Annotated in this window: 24 protein-coding genes; 12 read left to right on the top strand and 12 right to left on the bottom strand. The window is 64.6% G+C overall.

Features of this window, described 5'->3' with window-relative positions:
* Positions 1-123: 123 nt before the first annotated feature.
* Positions 124-252 carry a hypothetical protein gene (locus WBF69_RS00150; RefSeq protein ID WP_003803595.1) on the top strand — a complete coding sequence of 43 codons (129 nt, stop codon included), beginning with the start codon at positions 124-126 and terminating at the stop codon, positions 250-252.
* 123 nt (positions 253-375) lie between these two features.
* A complete protein-coding gene (locus WBF69_RS00155; RefSeq protein WP_424259993.1) occupies positions 376-1,341 on the top strand; it encodes a glycosyltransferase family 2 protein in 966 nt (321 codons plus the stop codon).
* Positions 1,342-1,383: 42 nt separating this feature from the next.
* Here the strand turns inward: WBF69_RS00155 and WBF69_RS00160 are convergent, their stop codons facing one another.
* On the bottom strand, positions 1,384-1,869 hold the full coding sequence (locus WBF69_RS00160) for a hypothetical protein (RefSeq protein WP_424259995.1): 486 nt from the start codon (positions 1,867-1,869) through the stop codon (positions 1,384-1,386).
* 196 nt (positions 1,870-2,065) lie between these two features.
* Between WBF69_RS00160 and ettA the strand changes: the two genes are divergently transcribed.
* From ettA to WBF69_RS00185, 5 genes are all read left to right on the top strand, one after another.
* Positions 2,066-3,739, top strand: coding sequence for an energy-dependent translational throttle protein EttA (ettA, locus tag WBF69_RS00165; RefSeq protein WP_424259997.1), 1,674 nt, complete (start codon positions 2,066-2,068; stop codon positions 3,737-3,739).
* A gap of 52 nt (positions 3,740-3,791) precedes the next feature.
* On the top strand, positions 3,792-4,349 hold the full coding sequence (locus WBF69_RS00170) for an isochorismatase family protein (RefSeq protein ID WP_424259999.1): 558 nt from the start codon (positions 3,792-3,794) through the stop codon (positions 4,347-4,349).
* Positions 4,350-4,465: 116 nt separating this feature from the next.
* Positions 4,466-4,693: a glycine zipper 2TM domain-containing protein gene (locus tag WBF69_RS00175; RefSeq protein WP_424260001.1), complete on the top strand. Its 228-nt coding sequence runs from the start codon at positions 4,466-4,468 to the stop codon at positions 4,691-4,693.
* A 215-nt stretch (positions 4,694-4,908) separates the two neighbouring features.
* Positions 4,909-6,714: an acyl-CoA dehydrogenase C-terminal domain-containing protein gene (locus WBF69_RS00180; RefSeq protein WP_424260003.1), complete on the top strand. Its 1,806-nt coding sequence runs from the start codon at positions 4,909-4,911 to the stop codon at positions 6,712-6,714.
* A 163-nt stretch (positions 6,715-6,877) separates the two neighbouring features.
* Positions 6,878-7,762, top strand: coding sequence for an AEC family transporter (locus WBF69_RS00185; RefSeq protein WP_424260005.1), 885 nt, complete (start codon positions 6,878-6,880; stop codon positions 7,760-7,762).
* A 332-nt stretch (positions 7,763-8,094) separates the two neighbouring features.
* Here the strand turns inward: WBF69_RS00185 and minE are convergent, their stop codons facing one another.
* The 4 genes from minE to WBF69_RS00205 form a co-directional block, all read right to left on the bottom strand.
* On the bottom strand, positions 8,095-8,355 hold the full coding sequence (gene minE / locus WBF69_RS00190; RefSeq protein WP_424260007.1) for a cell division topological specificity factor MinE: 261 nt from the start codon (positions 8,353-8,355) through the stop codon (positions 8,095-8,097).
* Between the two features lie 2 nt (positions 8,356-8,357).
* Positions 8,358-9,173, bottom strand: coding sequence for a septum site-determining protein MinD (gene minD / locus WBF69_RS00195; protein ID WP_424260009.1), 816 nt, complete (start codon positions 9,171-9,173; stop codon positions 8,358-8,360).
* Positions 9,174-9,275: 102 nt separating this feature from the next.
* Positions 9,276-10,019 carry a septum site-determining protein MinC gene (gene minC, locus WBF69_RS00200; RefSeq protein WP_424260011.1) on the bottom strand — a complete coding sequence of 248 codons (744 nt, stop codon included), beginning with the start codon at positions 10,017-10,019 and terminating at the stop codon, positions 9,276-9,278.
* A 6-nt stretch (positions 10,020-10,025) separates the two neighbouring features.
* Positions 10,026-11,777, bottom strand: a complete 1,752-nt coding sequence (locus WBF69_RS00205) for a glutamine--tRNA ligase/YqeY domain fusion protein (protein WP_424260013.1) — start codon at positions 11,775-11,777, stop codon at positions 10,026-10,028.
* A 32-nt stretch (positions 11,778-11,809) separates the two neighbouring features.
* On the opposite strand from WBF69_RS00205, the gene WBF69_RS00210 reads away from it, so the two are divergent.
* The 4 genes from WBF69_RS00210 (at position 11,810) to ruvB (ending at position 17,115) form a co-directional block, all read left to right on the top strand.
* Positions 11,810-13,156 carry a cytochrome ubiquinol oxidase subunit I gene (locus WBF69_RS00210; RefSeq protein WP_424260015.1) on the top strand — a complete coding sequence of 449 codons (1,347 nt, stop codon included), beginning with the start codon at positions 11,810-11,812 and terminating at the stop codon, positions 13,154-13,156.
* Complete coding sequence (locus WBF69_RS00215; protein WP_424260017.1) at positions 13,153-14,202, top strand: cytochrome d ubiquinol oxidase subunit II; 1,050 nt, start codon at positions 13,153-13,155, stop codon at positions 14,200-14,202. The genes WBF69_RS00210 and WBF69_RS00215 overlap by 4 nt, the downstream gene beginning before the upstream one ends.
* Positions 14,203-14,205: 3 nt before the next feature.
* Positions 14,206-15,954 carry a ClcB-like voltage-gated chloride channel protein gene (locus WBF69_RS00220; protein WP_424260018.1) on the top strand — a complete coding sequence of 583 codons (1,749 nt, stop codon included), beginning with the start codon at positions 14,206-14,208 and terminating at the stop codon, positions 15,952-15,954.
* Between the two features lie 102 nt (positions 15,955-16,056).
* Complete coding sequence (gene ruvB / locus WBF69_RS00225) at positions 16,057-17,115, top strand: Holliday junction branch migration DNA helicase RuvB (protein WP_424260020.1); 1,059 nt, start codon at positions 16,057-16,059, stop codon at positions 17,113-17,115.
* Between the two features lie 28 nt (positions 17,116-17,143).
* On the opposite strand, the gene recQ is transcribed toward ruvB, so the two are convergent.
* Genes recQ through WBF69_RS00260 form a run of 7 tightly spaced genes read right to left on the bottom strand, consistent with a single transcriptional unit; the run spans position 17,144 to position 24,335 of the window.
* Positions 17,144-19,051 (bottom strand): DNA helicase RecQ, encoded by a 1,908-nt coding sequence (gene recQ / locus WBF69_RS00230; RefSeq protein ID WP_424260022.1) that lies wholly within the window; start codon positions 19,049-19,051, stop codon positions 17,144-17,146.
* 7 nt (positions 19,052-19,058) lie between these two features.
* On the bottom strand, positions 19,059-19,643 hold the full coding sequence (gene ruvA / locus WBF69_RS00235) for a Holliday junction branch migration protein RuvA (protein WP_424260024.1): 585 nt from the start codon (positions 19,641-19,643) through the stop codon (positions 19,059-19,061).
* Positions 19,644-19,696: 53 nt separating this feature from the next.
* A complete protein-coding gene (gene ruvC / locus WBF69_RS00240) occupies positions 19,697-20,245 on the bottom strand; it encodes a crossover junction endodeoxyribonuclease RuvC (protein WP_424260026.1) in 549 nt (182 codons plus the stop codon).
* Positions 20,245-21,837: a bifunctional phosphoribosylaminoimidazolecarboxamide formyltransferase/IMP cyclohydrolase gene (purH, locus tag WBF69_RS00245; protein ID WP_424260028.1), complete on the bottom strand. Its 1,593-nt coding sequence runs from the start codon at positions 21,835-21,837 to the stop codon at positions 20,245-20,247. The genes ruvC and purH overlap by 1 nt, the downstream gene beginning before the upstream one ends.
* 27 nt (positions 21,838-21,864) lie before the next feature.
* On the bottom strand, positions 21,865-22,104 hold the full coding sequence (locus WBF69_RS00250) for a helix-turn-helix domain-containing protein (RefSeq protein WP_424260030.1): 240 nt from the start codon (positions 22,102-22,104) through the stop codon (positions 21,865-21,867).
* Between the two features lie 36 nt (positions 22,105-22,140).
* On the bottom strand, positions 22,141-23,154 hold the full coding sequence (gene dusB, locus WBF69_RS00255; RefSeq protein WP_424260032.1) for a tRNA dihydrouridine synthase DusB: 1,014 nt from the start codon (positions 23,152-23,154) through the stop codon (positions 22,141-22,143).
* A gap of 29 nt (positions 23,155-23,183) precedes the next feature.
* Entirely contained in the window at positions 23,184-24,335 is a 1,152-nt protein-coding gene (locus WBF69_RS00260; protein ID WP_424260034.1) for an FAD-dependent monooxygenase, read from the bottom strand.
* A gap of 85 nt (positions 24,336-24,420) precedes the next feature.
* On the opposite strand from WBF69_RS00260, the gene WBF69_RS00265 reads away from it, so the two are divergent.
* Positions 24,421-25,275, top strand: a complete 855-nt coding sequence (locus WBF69_RS00265) for a cytochrome c oxidase assembly protein (protein ID WP_424260036.1) — start codon at positions 24,421-24,423, stop codon at positions 25,273-25,275.
* Positions 25,276-25,281 lie beyond the last annotated feature (6 nt).

Below are 25,281 nucleotides of genomic sequence, written 5' to 3' on the forward strand. Positions count from 1 at the left end.
CTTTGGCAACAAGGCGGATGCATGTGTTACCAGACCGGGCTGCGTGTCGGGATGGTAGATGGGGATATTTGCTAAAATGGCGTGTTTTGCATACCAAGCCCGCCTTACACCCAGGAGATTCTCATGGCAGAAATCAAACGCACGCGCCGCAACACGCTCGAACGTCGTTGCCTTGGCAAAGCGTTCAAGCGTCTTTTCGTGCGCGCCCCCAAGGGCGTCTTCAAGATGCTGGAAAAGGTCAAGCGCGTCTAATTCGCGCCAAGCCCGCCGTATTGTTTGCATACAATTCGGTATCGGGGAAACCACGGACACCATCGTCCGTGGTTTTTTTTTGCCGCTATCATGGGGCCGAGAAAACAAGAGGAGTCCACCGGCATGGTTTGCTGGCGTCATTTGTTTTCCGTCATTACCCCCACGTTCAATCGGGCTCATACGCTGGAACGCGTCTATCGATCGTTGCAGGAACAGTCGTTCCAGGATTTTGAATGGGTGGTGGTGGATGACGGGTCTACCGACGATACCCACACCTTGGTGCAGGGGTGGCAACAGGAAGCCAGTTTCCCGATCCGTTACGTCTGGCAACCCAATCAACATAAAAAAACAGCTTTCAATCACGGTGTGCGCGAGGCGCGGGGCGAATGGCTGGTGGCGATCGACAGCGACGACGAACTCGACCCCAACGCGCTGTACCAGATGGCGCAGGTCTGGGATCAGGTGCCGCCGGCGCTTCGCGGTCGGTATGTGGCGATCACCGGGCTGTGCGCCCGGCCCGATGGCAAGGTCGTGGGCGATATGTATCCCCAGGATGTCATGGACATCACCTCGCTGGACATGACGTTCCGCTATCACGTGCGCGGCGAGAAATTCGGCTGTTTGCGCACTGACGTTTTGCGTCAGTTCCCCTTTCCTGAAGACATTCCGGGTTTCGTGCCCGAAAGCCTGGTGTGGCGGGCCATCGCCCGCGCGGGCTACCTGACGCGCTTCGTCAATCAGGTGTTCCGGGTGTACCACGACAGCGAGGATGGCCTGTCACATCAGCGGCGGGCCGCCGACAGCAGCCGCCATGCCCTGGGCCTGTGGCTGTTGTCCTACGATACGGTGGAATGCTGTCTGCCCTGGCTGCGTTATCAGCCGGCGTTCTTTCTGGCGGCGGCGGTGCGATATACGCGGTTTGCCCTGCATCTGCGCGCCCGCCGCGTGGCGCGCCCGCAAGGGCGGCGCCTGACGCGCCCGCTGGCGCGGCTGCTGGTGATCGCCATGTGGCCGGTCGGCGTGGCGCTGTATGCGCGCGACCGGGTGCGCGAAGCCTCCGCTCGCAGCAAGCATTCCGTGGCAGCCTGACCTGCGGGTCAGGCGCCAAGACATCGATTGCAGCGTGCCGCGTCAGTGCAGGGTGCGCCCCGCGTCGGGCATGTCGTCTGCATCGTCGCCGGCATCGGATTCGTCGATGTTGGCGGCGTCGTCCTCGTCGTCGGGCAGCTCGGTTTCCGACAGTTCAAAGGGCAGCAGTTCGGACAGTTCGTCCGACCAGCCGGCTTCTTCGCCTTGGGCGTCGACTTTGATGTAGCGGCAGCCTTCCAGTTCGGACAGCTGGATGGCCCACAGGAATTCGCAGTCGACGGGCTGACCGTCGCTAAGGTCCAGCCCGCCGCCATTGCCCAGGAACCGGGCGCCGGGGCCGCCCACCTGGACGTGCTGCCGGTCCTGGGCATCGTCGTCGGGACTCAAGGGCAGGGCGAACAGCGCCCATTCGAAGCCTTCGTCGGGTTCGGCGATGATTTCCGCGATGACGGGCTTGCCCATGTAGGCGCACAGGGCGTCGGCCGTGCGGCCCAGGAGATCGGCCTCGGCGGCGGTGAAGGTCAGCATGGTGGTGGTCCGGGAATTCGAGAAGTCGGTCTTTTGGCATTGTACGGTTTAGCAGTGATACTTTTGTGGGGGGCTTGCAGGGAGCCTGCTGGAGCAGCCAGCAGGCGAGTACCTCTTGCCGCATCACCCGGCGTCCGGCCTACAATCGACCCTTTATGAGGCCGAATTCCTCGGCCCGAGCTTTGACGGTGACGCCATGGCACAGTACGTGTATTCCATGAACCGGGTGGGCAAAATCGTGCCCCCCAAACGCCAGATCCTGCGCGATATTTCCTTGTCCTTCTTCCCGGGCGCCAAGATCGGCGTGCTGGGCCTGAACGGGTCCGGCAAATCCACCCTGCTGAAGATCATGGCCGGGGTGGACAAGGACATCGAGGGCGAAGCCATCCCGATGGCGGGCTTGCGCATCGGCTATCTGCCCCAGGAACCGCAGCTGGATCCTGAACATACGGTGCGCCAGTCCGTCGAAGCCGGCCTGGGCGAGGTGTTCGAGGCTCGCAAGCGACTGGATGAGGTCTATGCCGCCTATGCCGAACCGGATGCCGATTTCGATGCTCTGGCCGCCGAGCAGGCCGAACTGGAAGCGGTCATCGCGGCTGCCGCCACCAGCGGTAGCGACGACATCGAAACGCAGATGGAAATTGCCGCGGATGCGCTGCGCCTGCCGCCTTGGGACGCGGCGGTCGGCAAGCTGTCCGGCGGTGAAAAACGCCGGGTGGCGCTGTGCCGTCTGCTGCTGTCCAAACCCGACATGCTGCTGCTGGACGAACCCACCAACCACCTGGACGCCGAATCGGTCGAATGGCTGGAAGTCTTTTTGCGCCAGTTTCCGGGCACGGTCGTGGCCGTGACCCACGACCGCTACTTCCTGGACAACGCCGCGGAATGGATCCTGGAACTGGACCGCGGGCACGGCATTCCCTGGAAGGGCAATTACAGTTCCTGGCTGGAACAAAAAGAAGACCGTCTGAAGCACGAGGAATCCGCCGAATCCGCCCGCCAGCGCACCATCAAGAAAGAGCTGGAATGGGTGCGGCAGAATCCCAAGGGCCGCCAGGCCAAGGCCAAGGCCCGTCTGGCGCGTTTCGAGGAACTGTCCTCGCACGAATATCAGAAACGCAACGAGACCCAGGAAATCTTCATTCCCGTGGCCGAGCGCCTGGGCAACGAGGTCATCGAATTCCGCAATGTCTCGAAATCGTTCGGCGACCGTCTGCTGATCGACGACCTCAGCTTCAAGATTCCCGCCGGGGCCATCGTCGGCATCATCGGTCCCAACGGCGCCGGGAAATCCACGCTGTTTCGCATGATCGCCGGGCAGGAAGCCCCGGATGCCGGCGAAGTCGTGCTGGGCCAGACCGTCAAGCTGGCCTACGTGGACCAGTCGCGTGAATCCCTGCCCGACGACAAGACGGTGTTCGACGCCATTTCCGACGGCGCCGACCTGCTGACTGTCGGGCGCTTCGAAATGCCTGCCCGTGCGTATCTGGGCCGCTTCAACTTCAAGGGCGCGGATCAGGGCAAGCAGGTCGGCAAGCTGTCGGGCGGCGAACGCGGTCGTCTGCATCTGGCCAAGACCCTGATCGCGGGCGGCAACGTGCTGCTGCTGGACGAGCCGTCCAACGACCTGGACGTGGAAACCTTGCGCGCCCTGGAAGACGCCTTGCTGGAATTCGCCGGCAGCGTGCTCGTCATCAGCCATGACCGCTGGTTTCTGGACCGGATTGCGACGCATATTCTGGCCTTCGAAGGCGATTCCCAGGTGGTGTTCTTCGACGGCAACTATCAGGAATACGAGGCTGACAAGCGCCAGCGCCTGGGCGAAGAGGCCGCCCGCCCGCGCCGGATTCGCTACAAGGCCTTGAAATAAGGACAGGGGCCGCTTGCCCTCGGTCGGGCGGCTTCGATCACAGGAGCGCATCATGAGAACCGCAGATCCCAGTCAGGCACTGATGACAGCCGGCGCCAGCCTGCTATTGATCGTGGATATGCAGGAGAAGTTGTTGCCCGCCATCCAGGAGGCCGATGCGCTGCGCAGCCGGGTGGCCCGTTTGGCCCAGGCGGCCTGTTTGCTGGCGGTGCCGGTATGGGCCACGGAACACTGGCCGCAGAAGATCGGCCCCACCCATGCCGATCTGCTTCCCCACCTCGATCACACGGTCGCCAAAACGCATTTCAACGCCTGCCGCGAACCTGCATTTCTGCGAAATTGGCCCGCGGGTCGTCCCCGAGTGTTGTTGACAGGCACAGAAGCCCACATCTGCGTGTTACAAACTGGCCTGGGTCTGGCGCAGGCCGGCTATGAGCCGGTGTTGGTGGCGGATGGTATCGGATCCCGCCGTGCGTCCGATCGGGTGGCGGCCTGCGAGCGCTGGCGTCGCTATGGCCTGGAAACCGTCACCGCCGAAATGGCCATTTATGAATGGTTGGAAACGCCCGAACATCACGCTTTCCGCAACGTGTTGGCCTTGGTCAAATAGGCTGTTTCGGGTCTTTCCGGATGCGCTGATCGAAACAACTGTAGCCTCGGCTCACAGTTTTCGGTTGGGCAGTAGGTTATAAAGAAACCAAGGTATTCAAAGAAGGAGAACCTCCTATGTCTATTCGCGCCCTTGGGAAATTCAGTGCAGTGCTGGTGCTGGCGACTGCCATGGCAGGCTGCTCATCCTGGGACAACATGAGCCATCGTCAAAAATCTGCCGTGACCGGCGCCGGTCTCGGCGGCGTGGCGGGGGCTGTGATCTCGGGTGGCGGCATCCTGGGAACGGTTGGCGGCGCAGCCATCGGCGGTGTGATCGGTGATCAGGTCGGCAAGAACCGCTGATCTGCCGGACGTCTGATCCCCTCGTGGAGGTCTGCTTCCTCCTCGTGCGTAAAAGGCTCCTTCGGGAGCCTTTTACGTTTTTCCGGCGTAGGATGGATCTTGACTTTCCACTCAATCCCGGCTTAAATTCAAACGATCGTTTGAATTATATGAGACTTGGCTGTTTGGCTCTGGCACTGCGCCGGCTGGACAGTCATCCACCCGGAGACCTGGAGATGCCCGACTATAAAGCCCCCCTGCGCGAAATCCGTTTCGTGCGCGACGAGGTTCTGAATTATCCCGACCATTACCAGTCCCTGCCGGGCTGTCAGGACGCCACGCCGGACATGGTGGACGCCATTCTGGAGGAAGGCGCGAAATTCTGCCAGGAAATCCTGGCGCCGCTGAATCAGGTCGGTGACCGCGAGGGCTGTACCTGGTCGCCTGACGGCGTCACTACTCCCAAAGGCTTCAAGGAAGCCTATGCGCAGTATGTGGAAGGCGGTTGGCCGGCGCTGTCGCACGACCCGGCGCATGGCGGCCAAGGTCTGCCCGAATCTCTGGGCATGGCCATCAGCGAACTGATGGGCGAGGCCAATTGGGCCTGGGGCATGTACCCCGGCTTGTCGCATGGCGCCATGAACACCTTGCAGGCGCATGGCACGCAGGAACAGCAGAAAACCTATCTGGAACCGCTGGTGTCCGGGAAATGGACCGGCACCATGTGCCTGACCGAGGCCCATTGCGGGACCGACCTGGGCATGCTGCGTACCAAGGCCGAACCCCAGGCCGATGGCAGCTACCGCATCAGCGGCACCAAGATCTTCATTTCCGCCGGCGAACACGATATGGCGGAAAACATCGTGCACATCGTGCTGGCCCGCCTGCCGGATGCGCCGGCGGGCACGAAAGGGATTTCCCTGTTCATCGTGCCGAAATTCCTGCCGGACGGGCAGGGCGGCCTGGGCGCGCGCAATGCCGTCAATTGCGGGTCGATCGAGCACAAGATGGGCATCCACGGCAATGCTACCTGCGTCATGAACTTCGATGAAGCCACCGGCTTTCTGATCGGTGCGGCCAACAAAGGCCTGAACTGCATGTTCACCTTCATGAACACGGCGCGGCTGGGCACGGCCATTCAGGGCCTGGCGCATGCCGAGGTCGCCTTCCAGGGGGCGAACCAGTATGCGCATGACCGCCTGCAGATGCGCGCGCTCAGCGGCCCGAAGTTCCCCGATCAGCCGGCGGATCCCATCATCGTGCACCCCGACGTGCGCCGCATGCTGCTGACCATCAAGGCCTTCGCCGAAGGCAACCGGGCGCTGCTGTACTATGCCGCGCAGCAGGTGGACATCGCCCACTACAGCCAGGATGCGGAACAGCGCGAACTGGCGGACAAGCTGCTCAGCTTCCTGACGCCGATCGCCAAGGCCTTCATGACCGAAACCGGCTTTGAAGCGGCCAACCTGGGTGTTCAGGTGTTCGGCGGTCACGGTTATATTGCCGAACACGGCATGGAACAGAACGTGCGCGACAGCCGCATTTCCATGCTGTACGAGGGCACCACCGGCGTTCAGGCCCTGGATCTGCTGGGCCGCAAGGTGCTGATGACCCAGGGCGAGACCCTGCGGGCCTTCACCAAGGTCGTGCACAAGTTCTGCAAGGCGCAAAGCGGCAACCGGGCGATTTCCGAATTCGTGAAGCCGCTGGCCGAGCTGAACAAGGAATGGGGCAGCCTGACCATGAAAATCGGCATGTCGGCCATGACCAACCGCGAAGCGGTGGGCGCGGCCTCCGTCGATTACCTGATGTATTCCGGCTATGTGACCCTGGCGTATTTCTGGGCCGACATGGCGCGGGTTGCCGCTGAAAAGCTGAAATCCGGCGAAGGCGACAAGGCTTTCTATCAGGCCAAGCTGCATACGGCGCGTTTCTACTTCACACGTATCCTGCCGCGCACCCTGGCGCATGCGGAAGCCATGAAGGCAGGGCCTGCCGTGCTGCTGGATATGCCGGCCGAGGACTTCGCACTGGGATATTGATTTGCCGGGTATCGGCGGCTGACGCCGCCGACCACGCAAAAAGGGGTTGCAGGCTGCAGCCCCTTTTTGCTGTGCGCCAGATGTCGCTCCATCGCGGGGACTTTGGCAGCCTTGTCCTGCGCCCGCTGTACACTGGGCGCTTTGCTCCATCCGCGATTCCGACATGCTGTTGACCCTGCTGAACATCGTCCTGCCCGTGTTTGCCGTGGCCGCCCTGGGCTACGTCTTTGGGCGGCGTCAGGGGCGGACGCCGGACATGAGCTTCATCAACCATGCCAACGTCATGGTGTTCTGCCCGGCCCTGGTGTTTTCAGCTTTGTTGGACAACCCGGTCGATCTGATGCGGGGCTGGCCTTTGATGGCGGCGGGGGTGCTGATCATCATCGTGCCGGGGCTGTTGCTGGCCTGTGTGCGCTGTCCTGGCGTATCGCGCCCGGCCTTTCTGGTGCCGGGCATGTTCCGCAACACCGGCAATATCGGCATTCCCCTGATGATGCTGGCCTATGGCAAGGATCTGCTGGGCGATATCGTCGTGCTGTTCGTGCTGTCGAATCTGCTGCATTTTTCCCTGGGTCTGTTCCTGCTGACGCGCGGCGGCGATCGCTGGATGTGGCTGCGCAATCCGAATGTCTGGGCGGCGTTTCTGGGGGTGTGGCTGGCTCCGCACCGGGACTGGATCCCCGGGTTCGTCACGACGTCGATCGACTTGACCGGCCAGATCGCCATTCCCCTGATGCTGTTCGGGCTGGGGGTGCGTCTGTCACAGGACCGGATTGAACAGATGGGCCTGGCCCTGCGCATCAATATCCTGTATCTGCTGGCCGGTCTGCTGACCTTGCCCATCGTCTTGTGGGCGTTGCCCCTGACGCCGGAATGGTCGCGGCTGGTGGCGCTGTCGGTGATGCTGCCCCCCGCGGTCCTGAATTATCTGTTGTGTGAACAATACCGGGTCGAACCGCGGACGGTCGCCAGCGTGGTGTTGCTGGGCAATGTGCTGTCGGTGGGGATTATTCCGCTGGTGGTCTGGGCGACGCTGACTTGGATTTGAAGTGGCGTTGGTTCCGATTTGACGCAGCGGCGCCGGTTCCGGGCTGGGCAGCGAGGCAGCTGAGAGTGAACTTCGAGCCCGCCAAGAGAACCGGTCTCAGCGGGGAGGCAAGCGAGCCACCGTTCAATCGGGACGCTTGTGCTCAGTCCGGGGGACTGAGCACCCCGCGCGTTTGGCGAGCGCCCCGATGAGACCGGTTTTCTTGGGCAGTCCCGGCTGTGCCGGGACCGGGCGAGGTGAACGGCTCAGCTGCCTCGCTGCCCAGCCCGGAACCGGTCCCTATCGAAGCCATGATCGCTTCCTGGGGAGCAACCCGCAGGGGCGGGCTTGCGTCAGGCCTCGTCCGCCTGCGGCATCTCGATTTTGACTTCCAGGACTTCCAGGGAATCCTGGCGGTCCAGATTGACCTTGATGTCGTCCGGATTGATTTTGACGTATTTCGAGATGACGGCAATCAGTTCCTGCTGCATCTGCTGCAGGAAATCCGGGCTGCGACCGCTGCTGCGTTCATTGATCAGAATGAGCTGCAGGCGGTCTTTGGCAATATTGGCGGAATTCTTCTTTTGTCCGCGGAAAAAATCCATGAACGCCATGCTTATTTACCCCCGAAAAGCCGCTTGAGCAGGCCCGGTTTTTCGTAGTCGACAAAACGCAGCGGCTTTTCTTCGCCCAGGTAGCGGGCGACCACGTCTTGGTAGGCCAGGGCCACATCGGATTCGCCTTTGTGGATGGCAGGGACGCCCTCGTTGGAGGCCTGCAGGACGATTTCCGATTCGGGAATCACGCCGATCAGGCGGATGCGCAGAATGTCTTCGATGTCGCCCAGCGACAGCATCTCGCCGTCGGCGACCCGTTTTGCGTTGTAGCGGGTCAGCAGCAGGTGTTCCTTGACGGGTTCTTCGCCCTTTTCGGCGCGGCGCGATTTGGCTGACAGGATCCCCAGGATGCGGTCCGAGTCGCGGACCGAGGAGACCTCGGGGTTGGTGACGACCAGCGCGTCGTCGGCGAAATACGAGGCCATGATGGCGCCGGTTTCGATACCGGCGGGCGAGTCGCAGACGATGTAGTCGAAATCCATCGCGTGCAGGCCGTCCAGGACCTTTTCCACGCCTTCGCGGGTCAGGGCGTCTTTGTCTCGCGTCTGGGAGGCCGGCAGGATATACAGATTATCCAGTTGTTTATCGCGGATCAGCGCCTGGTTCAGAGAGGCTTCACCCTGGATGACATTGACGAAGTCGTACACGACCCGGCGTTCGCAGCCCATGATCAGATCCAGATTGCGCAGGCCGACGTCGAAGTCGATGACCACGGTCTTGTGGCCGCGCATGGCCAGGCCGGCGGAAAAGCTGGCACTGGTGGTGGTCTTGCCCACGCCACCCTTGCCGGAAGTGACTACAACGATGCGCGCCATGGTATCGGTATTCCCCTGTTTTCAAAATTCATGACATCGTAAAGCAAAACGCGGTCATATATTGGAATGGTCGTCGCTGAACGTATCCGCGTTTGACGATTTTTATAGCGCCTGGATGCGCAGCGTGTCGCCGTCCAGCGTGATCCGGGCCGCCTGATTATGCAGGGTTTTGGGCAACTGCGTTTCGACAACGCGGTAAACCCCGGCGATGGCGAGCAGTTCCGGATCCAGCTGGGTGGTCAGGATCATCGCGTCGGTGCGCCCTTGGGCGCCGGCCATGGCCTTGCCGCGCAAGGGGCCGTAGACGTGGATGTGGCCGTCGGCGATGACTTCGGCCCCCTGGCTGACCTGGGCCATGACGATCAGGTCGCCGCCCTTGGCGTAGATCCGTTGGCCGGATCGCAAGGGGTGGCGGATGACCAGGGTCTGGCTGGCGGAGAGCGCAAGCGGCGATTCCTGGGACGCTGGCGCGGGATCGTCGGCAGCCGGCGGCGGAGCCGGCAGATCGCGCGGTGCGCCCGCCGGGCCGGCGCTGCGGCTGGCGGATGCGTCCAACGGCGGCAGACCGGCTTTCAGGGCGGACGTCTGCAGGGCCGGGTCGGTCTGCACGCCGATGGGGTGCAGGTGATGTTTGCGCATCGCGGCGACCAGAGCCTTCCAGTCGGGAGCCTGGTCCAGCCCCTGGGCATCCAGGATGACAGGTTCGTTTTCGTAGAAGGCGCCCGCTTCGCGGATGCGATCATCCAGCGTCTGCAGCAGGGCAGGCGTGTCGGACGTATACAGCACGATGCGCAGCGCATAGAGCGTGGCGCTTTTGAATTCCAGGATATCGGATCGGGTGCCCATCGTGTATCAGGCCCAGGTATCGCGCAGGGTCACGGTGCGATTGAGCACCGGACGGTCGGGCTGGGAGTCGTGGCGGTCGGCGACGAAATAGCCCAGCCGTTCGAACTGCCAGCAGGCGCCGGGTTCCGCCACGGTACCGGGTTCCAGCCAGGCCTGTACGACGCGGCAGGAATCCGGGTTGATGGCCTGCAGGAAATCCTGGTCGCCCCGGTCCGGATGAGCCTCGCGAAACAGCCGATCGTACAGGCGGATTTCGGCGGCGACGGCATGCGCGGCGCTGACCCAGGTGATGGCGCCCTTGACCTTGACGGCATCCGCGCCGGGGGTGCCGCTGCGCGTGTCGGGCAGGTATTCGCAATGGACTTCGACGACGTCGCCCTGTTCGTTTTTCACGCAACCGGTGCAGCGCACCACGTAGCCGTATTTCAGGCGCACCAGGTTGCCGGGGAACAGGCGGAAGTACTTTTTGGGAGGGTCTTCGCGGAAGTCGTCGCGTTCGATCCAGAGCTCGCGGGTCAGCGGGAATTCGCGCCGCGCGCCGTCGGGATCGTGGGGATTGACGGGGGCGGAGCAGGGTTCCGTGTGGTCGGCGGGGAAGTTCGTGATGACGAGCTTGATCGGATCGAGCACGGCGACGGCGCGGGCGGCTGTCGGGTCCAGATCGTCGCGCAGGGCTTGTTCCAGCACACTGTAATCGATGCGGGAATCGGCCTTGGAGACGCCGATCCGGTCGCAGAACAGGCGGATGGCGCTGGGTGTATAGCCGCGGCGGCGCAGGCCTGCCAAAGTGGGCAGACGCGGATCGTCCCAGCCGTGCACGTGGCCGTCGACCACCAACTGGCGCAGCTTGCGCTTGCTGGTCACGACATAGCTGAGATTCAGACGAGCGAATTCGTACTGGTGCGGCAGCGGCGCGGCCAGCTGGCCCAGTTCGGTCAGGCGTTCCAGGATCCAGTCGTAGAACGGGCGCTGGTCTTCGAATTCCAGGGTACAGATGCTGTGTGTGATGCCTTCCAGGGCGTCTTCCACCGGATGCGCCCAGGAATACATGGGGTAGATGCACCAGGCATCGCCCGTGCGGTGGTGGCTGGCGTGGCGGATGCGATAGAGCACCGGGTCGCGCAGATTGATGTTGGGCGAGGCCATATCGATGCGCGCCCTCAGCGCCATGGCGCCATCCGGGTATTTGCCGGCTCGCATCTCGCGCAGCAGGTTCAGGGATTCTGCCGCCGGGCGTGCGCGCCAGGGGGAATCCGTGCCCGGTTCGGTCAGGGTTCCCCGGGTGGCCCGCATCTGGTCGGCGGATTGCTCGTCGACGTAGGCGTATCCGGCCTGGACCAGCGCTTCGGCGAATTGGTAGAACGTTTCGAAATAGTCGCTGGCGAAATACTGGTGTTCCGTGCCGTCGACCGTCCATTCGAAGCCCAGCCAGCGCACCATGTCGATGATGGCGTGGACGTATTCGTCTTCCTCTTTTTCAGGATTGGTGTCGTCGAAACGCAGGTGGCAGATGCCCTGGTAGTCGCGCGCCAGTCCGAAATTCAGGCAGATGCTCTTGGCGTGGCCGAGGTGCAGGTAGCCGTTGGGTTCAGGCGGAAAGCGGGTGCGGATGCGGGCGGGGTCGACTGCCCCGGCCAGACGGGCGGCGGCGTGGCTGGGCGGAGGCGCCCATAGCCGGTCCTGGTAGCGGCCTGCTTTCAGGTCGTTATCGATGATGGTGCGCAGAAAATTGGAAACAGGCGCGGCGTCGGTGGTCATACTGTCCGGTGCATAATAAACTAGCGCACATTATGACTCAAACCGCATGGGTTCTGTCGCTGACCCAGTTCTACCTGGGCCTGGGCTTCCTGTTGTTCTTCCTGGCGCTGGAACTTGGCCTGGCGTGGGTGCTGTTCGTCCTGCGCTTGCGGGCGAGCCGGGGGGCGGCTGCTTTGCTGGCGTATCGCTTCTGGGTGCGCATCTACGCCTTGGCCTTGATCATCGGTTTTGCGGCCAGTCTGCCGCTGTTGTTGCAGATGGGTACGCTCTGGCCGGAATTCATGGACAGGGCGGGGGAAGTCGTCGGGCCGCTGCTCGGTATGGCCGTCCTGACCGCCTTCGTTTTCAAATCCTGTTTCCTGGGGGCCATGCTGTATGGCCAGCGCACGCTGTCCGACCGGGCACATACGACGGTGGTGGGCATGGTGGCGCTGGGCACCTCGCTGACTGCCTGGTGGATCGTCGTGCTGCTGGCTTGGCTGCAATGGCCGGTGGGCGCCAGCCTGACGGAAGACCATTATCAGATCGTCAGTTGGACGGCGTTGTTGGGTGGCGCGGCCCCGGCTTTATTCGGGGTGCTGGTGTCGGGCGGCTTGATGCTGGCGGCGACCTTGATGCTGTCGATCACGGCGCAGCGCACACGCTCGCGGCCCAGTGACGAGGGCGATCGGGCTGTGTTCGCGGGGGGCGCCTGGCTGGTGCTGGCGGCGCTGGTATTGCAGGTCGGTTTGGCGGCGTGGCTGGGCAGCCAGTTGTTGCCCGTCCAACCGGCGCGGGTCGCAGCCGTCGTGCCTCAGTGGCATAGCGGGCCGCCCGAACCGCTATCCTTGCTGGCCTGGCTGGACGTGCAGGCCAGCCGCAATGCCTGGGTGCTGACTGGTCCGGCCCTGCCATCCGGCTGGCTGCCGACCGGCGCGGCAGGCGACGTCGCTGCCGTCACCCTGCATGGCTTGGACGATCTCAGAGGCATGCGTCCCCCCGTCTGGCTGACCTACGCCAGTTCGCGCCTGGTCGTGTTGCTGACGGGGGTGCTGGCCGTGATGGCGCTGGCGGCCTGGTGGCGTGGTCGCCGCCTGGGGTTCGAACCGGACAGCCTGACGCCCGCGAACCGGATCGGTTTGCAGGTCATGGCGTGGCTGGCCTTGGGGGTGCAAGCGGTCGGGTGGGGCCATTTGATGGTGGGCAGCCTGCCCTATGCCATTTACGGCACCGTGACATTGCGCGAGATCGGCACGGTCCAGTCGCCCGACAGTTTGTGGCTGATCCTGGGGGTGCAGGTACTGGTCTATGGCGCCCTGGCGCTGGGGTTCCGCCAGCTGCTGGGCCATACGTTGCGCTACGGCGTGGTGCCGGTGGCTCGTCATCGGGGGCGTGCATGATTGATTCTCTCGCCGCTCTGGTGGGTTTGGGGGCCCAAGATCCTGCATTCTGGATGCCCCTGGCCTTGATGGGCGTGTTTTTCGCCACGCTGGTGGCCGGCGTGTTGCTGGACGGTTTCGATATTGGCGTGGGCTGCGTGTCGCTGGTGGCGCCGGCGGCCTTGCGACCGCGCATGCTGTCCCTGCTGGGACCGTGGCGCGATGCCAACGAATTCTGGTTGTTCCTGGGCATTGGGCTACTGGCGGCAGCGTTCCCCTATGCCTGGTCGCAGACGCTGGGGCGCTTGTATTTGCCGCTGTCCTTGCTGGGCCTGGGCACTTTGCTGCGTTCGGTCTGTTTCGAATGGCGTTTGCGGGTGCCGGTAGAACGGCAGGGACCCTGGCGGTTTGGCTTTGGCGTCGGGGCGGTGCTGGTGGCATTTTCCCACGGCTATCTGTTGGCCCGGGTGGCCGTCGCCTACGAGACCGGTGCGGGGTATACCGGGTTTGCCGTGCTGATGGGGGTGTGTTCCGTGGCGGTGTACAGCCTGCTGGGCGCCGCCTGGCTGATGATGCGCGAAGCGGGCGAGCTTCGGGTCCGGGCGGTCGGCTGGGCGCGGCGCACCCTGCGCTGGAGCGCCGTCGGGGCGATCGGCGTGTCGGTGGTGCTGGATTTTTCCAACGCCGGCGTTTTCCTGAAATGGGGAGATGGCGATCACTGGTATGCGGTGGCGCTGGTCTGGGGCGGGCTGCTGCTGTGCTTCGTGCTGACGGAGATGACCTTGCAGCGCATGATCGCGCACAGCTACCGGGCCTCGGCGCTGCCCTACGCCCTGGTGCTGGTGATTCTGTTGCTGTTGCTGGGCGGCCTGGGCTACAGCTTCTTCCCGTATATCGTGCTGGACGAAGTCACTTTGTGGGATGCCGCTGCGCCGGTGGCGACCTTGAGTCTGGCCCTGTCGGCGACGGTGATTGCGTTCCCCGTCGCGCTGATCTTCAACCTCTGGGTGTACTGGCGCATGCTGGGGCGTTCGCGTCCCCCCAGTCCCCCGGACTTTCGCGGCTGATCCATGCAAAGACCCGATCTGCGCGCGCAAGCGAACGGCGTAGTGGCCATGTTGTGCTGGGCGGCCTTGGCCGGGGTGGGCGGGGCGCTGGTCACCATCGCTTTTCATGCCGGCATTCACGCCATCCAGCGTTTGTTTGCGGAACAACCCGGCTTGATCACGCAGGTCATGGGCAGCCTGTCCTGGCCCTTGCGCCTGCTGGTGCCTGCCGTGGGCGGGCTGTGCGCTGGGTTCCTGCTGGTGGCGGCCCGTCGGGTCTCGCACGACAGGCATTCCAGCTATATGGAAGCCGTGGCCATCGGCGATGGCCGCATGTCTCTGGGGCAGGGGGTGTTGCGTTCCCTGTCGTCGCTGTGCACGGTGGCGTCGGGCGGTTCGATCGGGCGCGAAGGCGCGATGGTGCACCTGGCGGCGCTCTGGTCATCGGGCCTGGGGCGGTTGTTGCGGGTCGATAGCGCGCATCTGCGCCTGTTGGCGGCGTGCGGGGCAGCGGCGGGGGTCTCGGCTGCTTACGGTGCGCCGCTGGCCGGCGCTGTGTTTGTGGGCGAGATCATCCTGGGGTCGATGTCGTTTCAGAATTTCGGCCCCCTGTTGGTGGCGGCGGCGGTGTCCAGCCTGATCATGTACCTGACCGGCAACTATGAACCCCGTTACCCCATGCCGGAGCTGCAGGCGATTCCGCCCGAATTGTTGTTGCCCTGCTTGGCTTTGGGCGTGCTGGCCGGCGTGGGGGCGGCCCAATTTTTGCGCTGCATTCATGGGGTCAAGACGCTGTTCGTCCGCACCGGCCTGGGCCTGCCGCTGCGTTTGGCGCTGGGGGGCCTGCTGCTGGGCGCTTTGCTGACCCAGTTGCCCGAGATGGCCGGCAATGGCAACCGGGTGGTGCTGTCTTTGCTGCATAACGATTGGGCGTGGCAGACCGTGCTGCTGATGCTGTTGTGCAAAGTCCTGGCCACCGCGCTGACGGCAGGCTCGGGCGCCGTGGGCGGCGTGTTCACCCCCACCTTGTTCGTGGGCGGCGCTTTGGGCGTGCTGTTCGGTCAGGTGCTGGGCGACGCCTGGCCGGTGCTGGCCGGACATGGCGCCGTGTTCGCGCTGGTGGGCATGGGGGCGTTCCTGGCGGCGGCCACCAGCGCGCCTTTCATGGCGATCCTGATGATTTTCGAAATGACGCTCAGCTACCAGATCGTGCTGCCGCTGGTGCTGGCCTGCGTCATCGCTTATTTCGTGTCGCGCGGGCTGGCCCAGGCCGTCATGTACGAAGTCACCCTGCATCACGAGGACAACCAGGCCTTGCGTCAGCGCCTGCGCCAGGCCCGGTTGGACAGCTTGTTGCGACCGGCGGAAACCGTGGTGCGCACGTCCATGCCGGTGCGTCAGGCTCAGGAAATGTTCCTGGACTACCCGGTCAAATACCTGTACGTGGTGGACGAGGAAAACGGCTGGCAGGGCGTGATCGCCCAGCAGGACCTGACGCGCATGATGCTGGGAGAGATCGACGTGGCGGCCAAGACCTGCGGCGATGTGCTGCGCCTGGATTTCGTCACGCCGCTCTACCTGGACATGAGCCTGGACGAAGCCCAAACCCATTTCAGCGCTTTCCAGGGCGAACGCCTGCCCGTGGTCAGCCGCGACCGGCCTGCGCAGCTGCTGGGGGTGGTCTACAAGTCGGATCTGCTGGAACGCTATTCCCAGCTGAAGCGGGCCGTCGATAGCGAAGACGCCTTTGTTTTGTCGCCCCGACGGCGCTGAGGCCTCATGCCCTGGTGACGGAACGCGGTGGTCATTACGATATACTGTGATTTTGCACAGCGTATATTCTGTTCAACGCAGTTTTTGGTAGCACGGCACTTTATGGCGATACAACCCGATTCTCTGTCTTCCGGGACCCTCGAACCCCGGCTGGTGGCCCCCGACATCGTGTCGCACGCCGAAGACTCCATCGAACGCGCCCTGCGGCCCAAATCGCTGGGGGACTACGTCGGCCAGCAGCGGGTGCGCGAACAGCTGGATATTTTCATTGCCGCCGCCCGCCAGCGCGGCGAATCCCTGGATCACGTGCTGCTTTTCGGCCCGCCCGGTCTGGGCAAGACCACCCTGGCGCACATCGTGGCCCATGAAATGGGGGTGCAGCTGCGCCAGACTTCCGGTCCGGTACTGGAACGCCCAGGCGATCTGGCCGCCATGCTCACCAATCTGGAACGCAACGACGTCCTGTTCATCGACGAAATCCATCGCCTGTCGCCTGTGGTCGAGGAAATCCTTTACCCGGCGCTGGAAGACTTCCAGATCGACATCATGATCGGCGAAGGCCCTGCCGCCCGCAGCGTCAAAATCGATCTGCAGCCCTTCACCCTGGTGGGGGCGACCACTCGCGCCGGCATGTTGACCAATCCGCTGCGTGACCGTTTCGGCATCGTGTCGCGGCTGGAATTCTATTCCGCCGATGATCTGGCCCATATCGTGCGGCGCAGCGCCGGATTGCTGGGGGCCGACACCACGCCCGACGGCGCTGCGGAAATCGCCTGCCGTTCACGGGGCACGCCGCGCATCGCCAATCGTCTGTTGCGCCGTGTGCGCGACTATGCCGAGGTCCGCGCCAGCGGGCGCATCGACCAGACGACTGCGCAGGCCGCGCTGGCCATGCTGGAAGTCGATCCCCAGGGCCTGGACCTGATGGATCGCAAACTGCTGGAAGCCATCGTGCATAAATTCGATGGCGGCCCCGTGGGGGTGGACAGCCTGGCCGCCGCCATCGGCGAAGAGCGCGACACCATCGAAGACGTCATCGAACCCTATCTGATTCAGCACGGCTATCTGCAGCGCACCCCCCGGGGGCGCATGGCCACGCGCCGTTGCTGGGAACATCTGGGCCTGAAGGCCCCCGCCGCCAGCGGGGGGGCATTGTTCTAGGCCCCCTACGTACGCCGACGCCGGCACGTTAGGCGCGAATTTCCTGCACGCAGGCCACCACGTCGGCGCCGTAGGTTTCAAGTTTGCGGGCGCCCACGCCGCTGATGCCGGCCAGAGCGTCCAGGCTGTCGGGGCATTGCAGGGCGATCTCGCGCAGAGTGGCATCGTGAAAGATCACATAAGCGGGCACGCTGTGCTCTTTGGCCACCCGCGCGCGCCAGGCCCGCAGGTGTTCAAATCTGGCCAGCGCGTCGGGCGGTAGAGCATCCAGTTGCGCCGCCGTGGTGGTGCGCTGGCGGCTGGTCTTGGCGCGTTTGACGGCCACCGGGCGCAGCATCAGGGTGCGTTCGCCTTTGAGCACGGCACGGCTGGCTTCTGTCAGCGCCAGTGTGCCATAGCCTTCCAGATCCACGGTTACCAGGCCCAGGGCCAGGGCTTGGCGCAGAATGCTGCGCCAGGCGTCCACCGACAGATTTTCCCCGACTCCGAACACGCTCAGGGTGTCGTGTCCGTGCTGTGTCACGCGTTCCGTCACCTGGCCGCGCAGGATGTCGATCAGATGGCCGCCGCCGAAGCGTTGGCCGCGCTCGCGCCACAGGCGGTAGATGGCGGACAGCAGTTTCTGCACGGCGACGGTGCCGTCCCAGGCAGCGGGCGGTTCCAGGCAGGTATCGCAGTTGCCGCAGGGGGCGAGGGTCTGGCCGAAATAGGCCAGCAGGTCCTGGCGCCGGCAGGTGACGGTTTCGCACAGGGCCAGCATGGCGTCCAGTTGGCGCATCTGGCGGCGCTGATGCAGGGAATCGCCGTCCGAGTCGTCGATCATGCGCCGCTGCTGCACCACATCCTGCAGTCCGTACGCCAGCCAAGCGTCCGCCGGCAGGCCATCGCGACCGGCGCGACCGGTTTCCTGGTAATAGCCTTCGATGGACTTGGGCAGATCGATATGGGCTACGAAGCGCACATCGGGCTTGTTCACCCCCATGCCGAAGGCAATGGTGGCCACCATGACGATCCCGTCTTCCCGTAAAAAACGGGCTTGGTGAGCGGCGCGGGTACGCGCGTCCAGTCCGGCGTGATAGGGCAGGGCCGGGATGCCGTTGCGCGTCAGGAATTCCGCTGTCTGTTCCACGCGGTTGCGTGACAAAGCATAGACGATGCCGCATTCCCCGGTGTGTTCCGCGCGGATGAAATCCAGCAGCTGGCGGCGGACTTCCTGTTTTTCGACGATGCGATAACACAGGTTGGGGCGGTCGAAGCTGGCGACGAACTGCGGGGCGTCCTGCAGGGCCAGACAGGCGACGATGTCGTTGCGGGTGGCGGCGGTGGCGGTGGCCGTCAGCGCGACTCTGGGAATGTCGGGCCAGCGTTCCGCCAGCAGGGTCAGGCCCTGGTATTCGGGGCGAAAATCATGCCCCCATTGCGAGACGCAATGCGCCTCGTCGATGGCGAACAGGGCGATGCGGCCTTGATCCAGAAAATCCAGGCAACGGGGTGTGAGCAGCCGTTCGGGGGCCACGTACAGCAGGTCCAGCGCGCCGCTGAGAAAGGCGCGCTCCACCTCGCGGGCCTGGCCCGGCGTCTGGGTGGAATTCAGGAAGGCGGCCCGCACGCCCAGTTCTTGCAGGGCGTCGACCTGATCCTGCATCAGGGCGATCAGGGGGGAAATCACGATACCGGTGCCGGGCCGCACCAGGGACGGGATCTGGTAGCACAAGGACTTGCCGCCGCCGGTCGGCATCAGCACCAGCGCGTCGCCACCGGCAATGATGTGCTCGATGATGGCCTGTTGTTCGCCCCGGAAGGTCTCGTAGCCAAAGACTTCGCCCAGGGCTTCCAGGGCCGAGTCGTAGCGGGCCGGGGGCGGTTCGGCGACCTGATGCGCGGTGTGCACCGGTTCGCCGTCCATGTTCCACAGCGGGAAGTCGTCGTCGTGCATGCTGTCGTCAGGCGCGGGAAAGCGACTTCAGGGCTTGGCGGATGCTGTCGGATACCGTCAGGCCTTCGGGCAGGGCGTCGATGGTGCGCCGCGCCTCGGTGCTGGAATAGCCCAGCGCCTGCAGCGCATTCAGGACGTCATTGCCGTTCGAGCCGGCGCAAGCGCCATCGGCGCGCGGCGCGCCTGCCAGCGGGGCGAGCTTGTCGCGCAGTTCCAGCAGCAGGCGTTCGGCTGTCTTTTTGCCGATGCCGGGGACTTTGATCAGACGCCCGGATTCCTGGCGGTCTACGGCGTCGGCCAGGTCCTCGACACTGAGGCCGGACAGCACGGCCAGGGCCGTTCGCGCGCCGATGCCTGTGACTTTGATCAGGGCCCGAAAGGCGCTGCGCTCAGCGGCGCTCGCAAAGCCGTACAGGACGTGCGCGTCTTCGCGGATCGCCAGGTGCGTGTGCAGGCTGACGGTCTGGCCCACCGGGGGCAGGTTGTAGAGGGTGCTCATGGGCACGTCGATTTCATAGCCCAGTCCGCCGGTCTGGATGCAGACGGTCGGGGGGCTGAGTTCGATCAGGGTGCCGGTGATGCGGCCAATCATGGTGATGGATTCCTGAAATGCGGGTGATGCGGAAACAGGCGTAAGGGTGGTCTTCAGGATACCAGACGACCCGTGCGCAGGCGCCGCCCGCGGGACGATAAGGCGTCAGGAGCCAAGGCCTGCAGCCGGCCCGCCAGCGGCGCGCAATGCGCATGGCAGATCGCGCAGGCCAGTGCGTCGGCGGCGTCAGGCGCGGGTTCGCCGTCCAGCGTCAGCAAGTGGCGCACCATGATCTGGATCTGCTCCTTGCTGGCGCGGCCCGTGCCGACCACGGCTTTTTTGATCTGCAGGGCCGTGTATTCCTGCACCGCCAGGCCACTGTCGGCCAAGGCGCACAGGGCGGCCCCGCGCGCCTGGCCCAGCAGCAGGGTGGATGCCGGGTTGGCGTTCAGGAATACCTTTTCCAGGGCCGCCTGATCAGCGCGGGCGTCGCGGGCGACTTCGCGCAGATTGTCCAGAATGACTTTCAGCCGTTCGGACAGCGGCAGGGTCGACGGCACGACGATGGTGCCGCTGGCCACATAGCGCAGCGTTGCGCCCTGGACGTCGATGACGCCGAAGCCTGTGCGGCGCAAGCCCGGATCGACCCCCAGAATGCGCATCAGTGGCGGAAATGCCGGGTGCCGGTGAAGACCATGGCGATGCCGCGCTCGTCAGCGGCGGCGATGACTTCATCGTCGCGGATGCTGCCGCCGGGTTGGATCACGCAGGTCGCGCCCGCATCGGCCACCACATCCAGGCCATCGCGGAACGGGAAGAAGGCGTCTGATGCCACCGCCGAACCCTGCAGCGACAAACCGGCCTTTTCTGCTTTGATCGAGGCGATGCGGGCCGAGTCGATGCGGCTCATCTGGCCGGCGCCCACGCCCAGGGTCATGCTCTGACCGCAGAAGACGATGGCATTGGATTTCACATACTGGGCGACATTCCAGGCAAACAGCAGATCCTGCATCTGGGCGGCGGTGGGCGCCAGGCGGGTCACGACCTTGACGTCGGATTCGCTGGCGGGATGGCCGTCGGGATCCTGTGCCAACCAGCCGCCGCCGACGCGCTTGACGTCAAAGGCGTTGCGCGCAGAGCCCATCGGCACGGTCAGCACGCGCACGTTCTTTTTGGCGGCCAGCACGGCCAGCGCGCCTTCGGTATAGGACGGAGCGATCAGGACTTCCAGGAACTGGGCGCTGACGGCCTGGGCGGCGGCTTCGTTCACCGGCGTATTGAAGGCGATGATGCCGCCGAAGGCCGAGGTCGGGTCGGTCTTGAAGGCCTGCTGGTAGGCTGCCAGCGCATCCGCGCCCAGGGCTACGCCGCAGGGGTTGGCATGCTTGACGATGACGCAGGCGCCGGTGGCGAAGCTGCGCACGCATTCCCAGGCGGCATCGGCATCGGCGATGTTGTTGTAGGACAGTTCCTTGCCCTGGACCTGGCGGTAGCCGGCCAGCAGGCCTTGGCCCACGGATTTGTCGTGATAGAAAGCCGCGCCCTGGTGCGGGTTTTCGCCGTAGCGCAGGGTTTGCTGGCGTTCCATTTGCACGGTCAGCACGCGAGGCCAGGTGTCGCGGGCCGGGACTTGCGCCGGGGCCGGTTCGCGCTCGGCCAGACTGCTGAGATAGGCCGCGATGGCGCCGTCATAGGCCGCCGTGTGGGCGTAGACCTTGGCGGCCAGTTCCAGGCGCAGACCGTAGGATGGCTGATGCGCCGGGCCGTCCATATCGGCCAGCACGCGCGGGTAGTCGGCGGGGTCGATCACCACGGTGACGCCGCCCTGATCCGAGCCGTGGTTTTTCGCGGCGGAGCGCAGCATGGCGGGGCCGCCGATGTCGATGTTTTCGATGGCATCGGCCAGGATGCAGTCGGGCTTGTTGATCGTCTGCTGGAAGGGGTACAGATTCACCACCAGCAGATCGATGGTCGGGATGTCCTGCTCTTTCAGGGTCTGCATGTGTCGCGGGTCGTCGCGGCGGGCCAGCAGGCCGCCGTGGATGCGCGGATGCAGGGTCTTGACCCGGCCATCCAGAATTTCCGGCGACCCGGTGTGGGTGGCGACTTCGGTGACCGTCAGGCCGGCCTCGTGCAGCAGGCGGGCGGTGCCGCCGGTGGACAGCAGGGCGACGCCGCGCTGGGCCAGCGCTTGGGCGAATTCGACGACGCCCGATTTATCGGACACGGAGATCAAAGCAGTCTGTATGGTCATGGCAGGAAGGAGTGGACGGAATGGAAATCAGGCGGTCAGTTGGTGGACCTGGAGTTTCTTGCGCAGCGTGCCGCGAGTAATGCCCAGCATGTCGGCGGCGCGGGTCTGGTTGCCTTCAGTGCGTTCCAGCGCGACCTGCAGCACGGCGCGCTCGACGCAGGAGTTCACCATGGCCAGCATGTCGTTGGGCGCGCAATCCCCGAGGTCTTCGAAGTAGCGATCCAACTGGTCGCGGACGGCTTGTTCCAGGGGCGTCTTGGTAGGCATGGGGCAGAAAGTCAGAAAAGGTCTCGGGTAAAAGGGTCAGTGCGATCCGGCAGCAACGGGAATGGCAAGCGCGTCGGCTGGCTGTTCGTCCAGCCAGCGCTGCAGTGTCAGAGACTGTTGCGCCGTGCTGTCGATCGCCATGATGGCGGGCAGCAGGGTGTCGGATCCTGGCAGGTCCGCCAGATACCAGCCAATGTGCTTTCGAGCCGTCCGCACTCCGGTGTGCTCACCGTAAAACGTGTAGTGGTCTTCAAGGTGACTCAGCAGATGTTCGCGCAGTTCGCCGTACGTGGGGGGCGGCAGATGGCTGCCGTGGGCCAGGTAGTGGGCGATTTCGCGAAAGATCCAGGGGCGGCCCTGAGCAGCGCGTCCGACCATGATCGCATCGGCACCAGTGTAGTCCAGAACGGCGCGGGCTTTTTCGGGACTGTCGATATCGCCGTTGGCAATCAGGGGGATGCGGATGGCTTGGCGGACGTCGCGGATGGTGTCGTATTCGGCGTGGCCGGTGTACAGGTCGCAGCGGGTGCGGCCATGCAGGGTCAGCGCGGTGATACCGCAGTCTTCCGCCAGGCGGGCGATGCGCACGGCATTGCGGCTGTCGCGGTCCCAGCCGGTGCGGGTCTTCAGGGTGACGGGGATGCCCAGGGGCGCACAGGCTGTGACGACGCGCTGCAGGATGCGGGCCACCAGGGCTTCGTCGCGCAGCAGGGCCGAACCCGAGGCGACGTTGCAGACCTTTTTCACCGGACAGCCCATGTTGATGTCGATGATGCCGGCGCCTTTGCGGATGTTGAACAGGGCGGCCTCGGCCAGCATGTCGGGGTCGGCGCCGGCGATCTGGACGGCGATGGGACCCGGTTCGCCCTCGTGATTCAGGCGGCGGGAAGTCTTGACGCTATCCCATAGGCGCGGATTGCTGGCGGCCATTTCCGAGACGGCGTAGGCCGCCCCCAGCGCCTTGCACAGGCGACGGTAGGGGCGGTCCGTGACCCCTGCCATCGGGGCCGCGCAGACCGGGTGGGGCAGGGTCCAGGTTCCGATGCGCATGGCCGGTATTGTAGAAGCAGACACTGCGGCTACAGGCGCTGGCCTTGCAGCAGATGGCGGGCCAACGGAGTGCGTAAGGCGGGCAGCAGGTCCAGGGCGGCCAGACCCAGCCCGCAGGCGTGGCGCAGCAGCGGATTATCGGTGGCGAAGAGGCGCGGCAGCATATCCGTGATGCCGAGCGTCAGACCGCGATCCAGACGGCGACGCCGGGCGTAGTGTTCCAGCAGGGGCTGCAGCGGCTGATCGGGGGATGCCAGCCAGGGTTGCAGCATGTGCGCCAGCTGCGCGGCGTCGCGCAATCCCAGGTTCAGGCCTTGGCCGGCCACCGGGTGCAGGGTCTGGGCGGCATTGCCCACGGCCAGGGTCCCCAGGCCCTGCAGGCTGGGGCCCGCATGCAGAGACAGAGGGAAGGTATGCGCGCTGCCCAGGCGCCGCAAGGCGCCCAAGCGCTGGCCGAAAGCGTTTTGCAGCGCCTGGTTGAAGGCGGCGTCCGGCAGGCCGGCCAGCACTGTCGCCTGCGGCGGTCGCACGCACCAGACCAGGCTGTACAGGTCTTGGCCGGCGGGATGGGGCAGCAGAGCCAGCGGCCCGGTGCGGGTGAAGCGTTCGAATGCCCGCCCCGGTGCCGGCTGGCCGGCCCGGATGGTGGCCAGCACGGCGGCCTGATCGTATTCGCGATGCAGGCCCTGGGGGCGCGCGCCATCGGACACCAGCGCCAGGCGGCTGCTGACCGTGCCGTGGCCAAGGCGCAGTGTGACGGGGCGACCCGCCGCCGGACGGGGAGGGCGTTCGGTGATCCGTTGTACGCCGCTGCGCTGCACGGCGGCATGCAGGGACTCCAGCAGTTCGTCGTACGAGACGACGCAGCCCAAACGGGGGACGCCCAATTCCGCCTGATCGATCACGGTGCGGCCCAGATGGCCGGCTTGAGACACGTGGACAGTCAGGACCTCGGCGGCGCGTGCCGGCCAGGCATTCAGGTGCTGCAGGAACTGGCGGCTGCCGTGATTGAGGGCCAGGGCGCGGGGGTCGATCGCCTGATCCGGGGCGCGGGGCGCCGGATCGGGCCCCATCAGGGCGATGCGCTCCGGGTGTACGGCGTTGCGTGCCAGGCTCAGGGCCAGCACGCAGCCTACCGGGCCGGAACCGAGAATCACGACGTCGTAGCTTGGGTCAGACATGAAGAGGCAGGTGTTCAGGGGAAACGCCCATTTTAGAATGCTTTACACTAGGCGGATCACGTTTTCCGACCCATTCGTCTATCTCATGGACCTGCTTGCCTGGTTGCGGCCCTGGGAATTTTCCCCCACCCTGGTAGTGGCCTTTCTGGCCTCGGCGTGGTTGTTCCTGCGCGGTTTGCGTGTGCATCGGGTGGGCCGGGTGCGTCAGACTTTGTTCTGGGTCGGCATGGTGTTGCTCTATCTGTCCCTGCACACCGGGGTGGACTATTACGCGGAACGCATGTTCTTCATCCATCGGCTGCAGCACCTGGTCTTGCATCATCTGGGGCCTTTGCTGATCATGGGGGCGTATCCCGGCCAGGTCCTGCGAGCCGGCCTGCCCCTGCGCTGGCGGACATGGCTGGCGGCGGCGCGGCGGCACGGTCCGGTGCGCCAGTTGGAAGCCCTGGCGACCCATCGCATTCTGATTCCTTTCCTGTTCGTCCTGCTGGTGCTGATCTGGCTGGAACCGACGGTGCAGTTCTATTCCATGCTGGACTGGCGCATCTATCGCTTCATGAACTGGTCGGTGGTGATCAGCGGCTTGCTCTACTGGAATCTGATCCTGGACCGGCGTCCCCATCCCCCGGCTGCCTTGACCCCCGGCGGGCGGATTTTTTCTCCGGTGTTCACCATGGTGCCGCAGATGGTGGCCGGTGCAGTGATCGCGTTTACCAGCCATGATCTGTATCCGATTTTCGATCTGTGCGGGCGGGCTCTGCCGGGATTCAGCGCCGTGGACGATCAGGTGATCGGCGGCCTGATCATGTGGGTGCCGGCGGGTTTGATCGAGACTTTCGGTTTGCTGTATGCCCTGGGCACGTTGATGCGCCTGTCTTCGCGCGGGCGGCTGCCTGCGCCCAAGCGCCGGGTCCGGCCCTCGGCGCGTACGGTTTCCTAGGGATCC

The sequence above is a fragment of the Castellaniella sp. genome (assembly GCF_049673105.1).
Classification (GTDB): Bacteria; Pseudomonadota; Gammaproteobacteria; order Burkholderiales; family Burkholderiaceae_B; genus Castellaniella.

Coding starts and splice junctions, on each gene's coding strand:
- WBF69_RS00150 (WP_003803595.1), top strand. CDS start 124: ATGGCAGAAATCAAACGCACGCGCCGCAACACGCTCGAACGTCGTTGC.
- WBF69_RS00155 (WP_424259993.1), top strand. CDS start 376: ATGGTTTGCTGGCGTCATTTGTTTTCCGTCATTACCCCCACGTTCAAT.
- WBF69_RS00160 (WP_424259995.1), bottom strand. CDS start 1,869: ATGCTGACCTTCACCGCCGCCGAGGCCGATCTCCTGGGCCGCACGGCC.
- ettA (WP_424259997.1), top strand. CDS start 2,066: ATGGCACAGTACGTGTATTCCATGAACCGGGTGGGCAAAATCGTGCCC.
- WBF69_RS00170 (WP_424259999.1), top strand. CDS start 3,792: ATGAGAACCGCAGATCCCAGTCAGGCACTGATGACAGCCGGCGCCAGC.
- WBF69_RS00175 (WP_424260001.1), top strand. CDS start 4,466: ATGTCTATTCGCGCCCTTGGGAAATTCAGTGCAGTGCTGGTGCTGGCG.
- WBF69_RS00180 (WP_424260003.1), top strand. CDS start 4,909: ATGCCCGACTATAAAGCCCCCCTGCGCGAAATCCGTTTCGTGCGCGAC.
- WBF69_RS00185 (WP_424260005.1), top strand. CDS start 6,878: ATGCTGTTGACCCTGCTGAACATCGTCCTGCCCGTGTTTGCCGTGGCC.
- minE (WP_424260007.1), bottom strand. CDS start 8,355: ATGGCGTTCATGGATTTTTTCCGCGGACAAAAGAAGAATTCCGCCAAT.
- minD (WP_424260009.1), bottom strand. CDS start 9,173: ATGGCGCGCATCGTTGTAGTCACTTCCGGCAAGGGTGGCGTGGGCAAG.
- minC (WP_424260011.1), bottom strand. CDS start 10,019: ATGGGCACCCGATCCGATATCCTGGAATTCAAAAGCGCCACGCTCTAT.
- WBF69_RS00205 (WP_424260013.1), bottom strand. CDS start 11,777: ATGACCACCGACGCCGCGCCTGTTTCCAATTTTCTGCGCACCATCATC.
- WBF69_RS00210 (WP_424260015.1), top strand. CDS start 11,810: ATGACTCAAACCGCATGGGTTCTGTCGCTGACCCAGTTCTACCTGGGC.
- WBF69_RS00215 (WP_424260017.1), top strand. CDS start 13,153: ATGATTGATTCTCTCGCCGCTCTGGTGGGTTTGGGGGCCCAAGATCCT.
- WBF69_RS00220 (WP_424260018.1), top strand. CDS start 14,206: ATGCAAAGACCCGATCTGCGCGCGCAAGCGAACGGCGTAGTGGCCATG.
- ruvB (WP_424260020.1), top strand. CDS start 16,057: ATGGCGATACAACCCGATTCTCTGTCTTCCGGGACCCTCGAACCCCGG.
- recQ (WP_424260022.1), bottom strand. CDS start 19,051: ATGCACGACGACGACTTCCCGCTGTGGAACATGGACGGCGAACCGGTG.
- ruvA (WP_424260024.1), bottom strand. CDS start 19,643: ATGATTGGCCGCATCACCGGCACCCTGATCGAACTCAGCCCCCCGACC.
- ruvC (WP_424260026.1), bottom strand. CDS start 20,245: ATGCGCATTCTGGGGGTCGATCCGGGCTTGCGCCGCACAGGCTTCGGC.
- purH (WP_424260028.1), bottom strand. CDS start 21,837: ATGACCATACAGACTGCTTTGATCTCCGTGTCCGATAAATCGGGCGTC.
- WBF69_RS00250 (WP_424260030.1), bottom strand. CDS start 22,104: ATGCCTACCAAGACGCCCCTGGAACAAGCCGTCCGCGACCAGTTGGAT.
- dusB (WP_424260032.1), bottom strand. CDS start 23,154: ATGCGCATCGGAACCTGGACCCTGCCCCACCCGGTCTGCGCGGCCCCG.
- WBF69_RS00260 (WP_424260034.1), bottom strand. CDS start 24,335: ATGTCTGACCCAAGCTACGACGTCGTGATTCTCGGTTCCGGCCCGGTA.
- WBF69_RS00265 (WP_424260036.1), top strand. CDS start 24,421: ATGGACCTGCTTGCCTGGTTGCGGCCCTGGGAATTTTCCCCCACCCTG.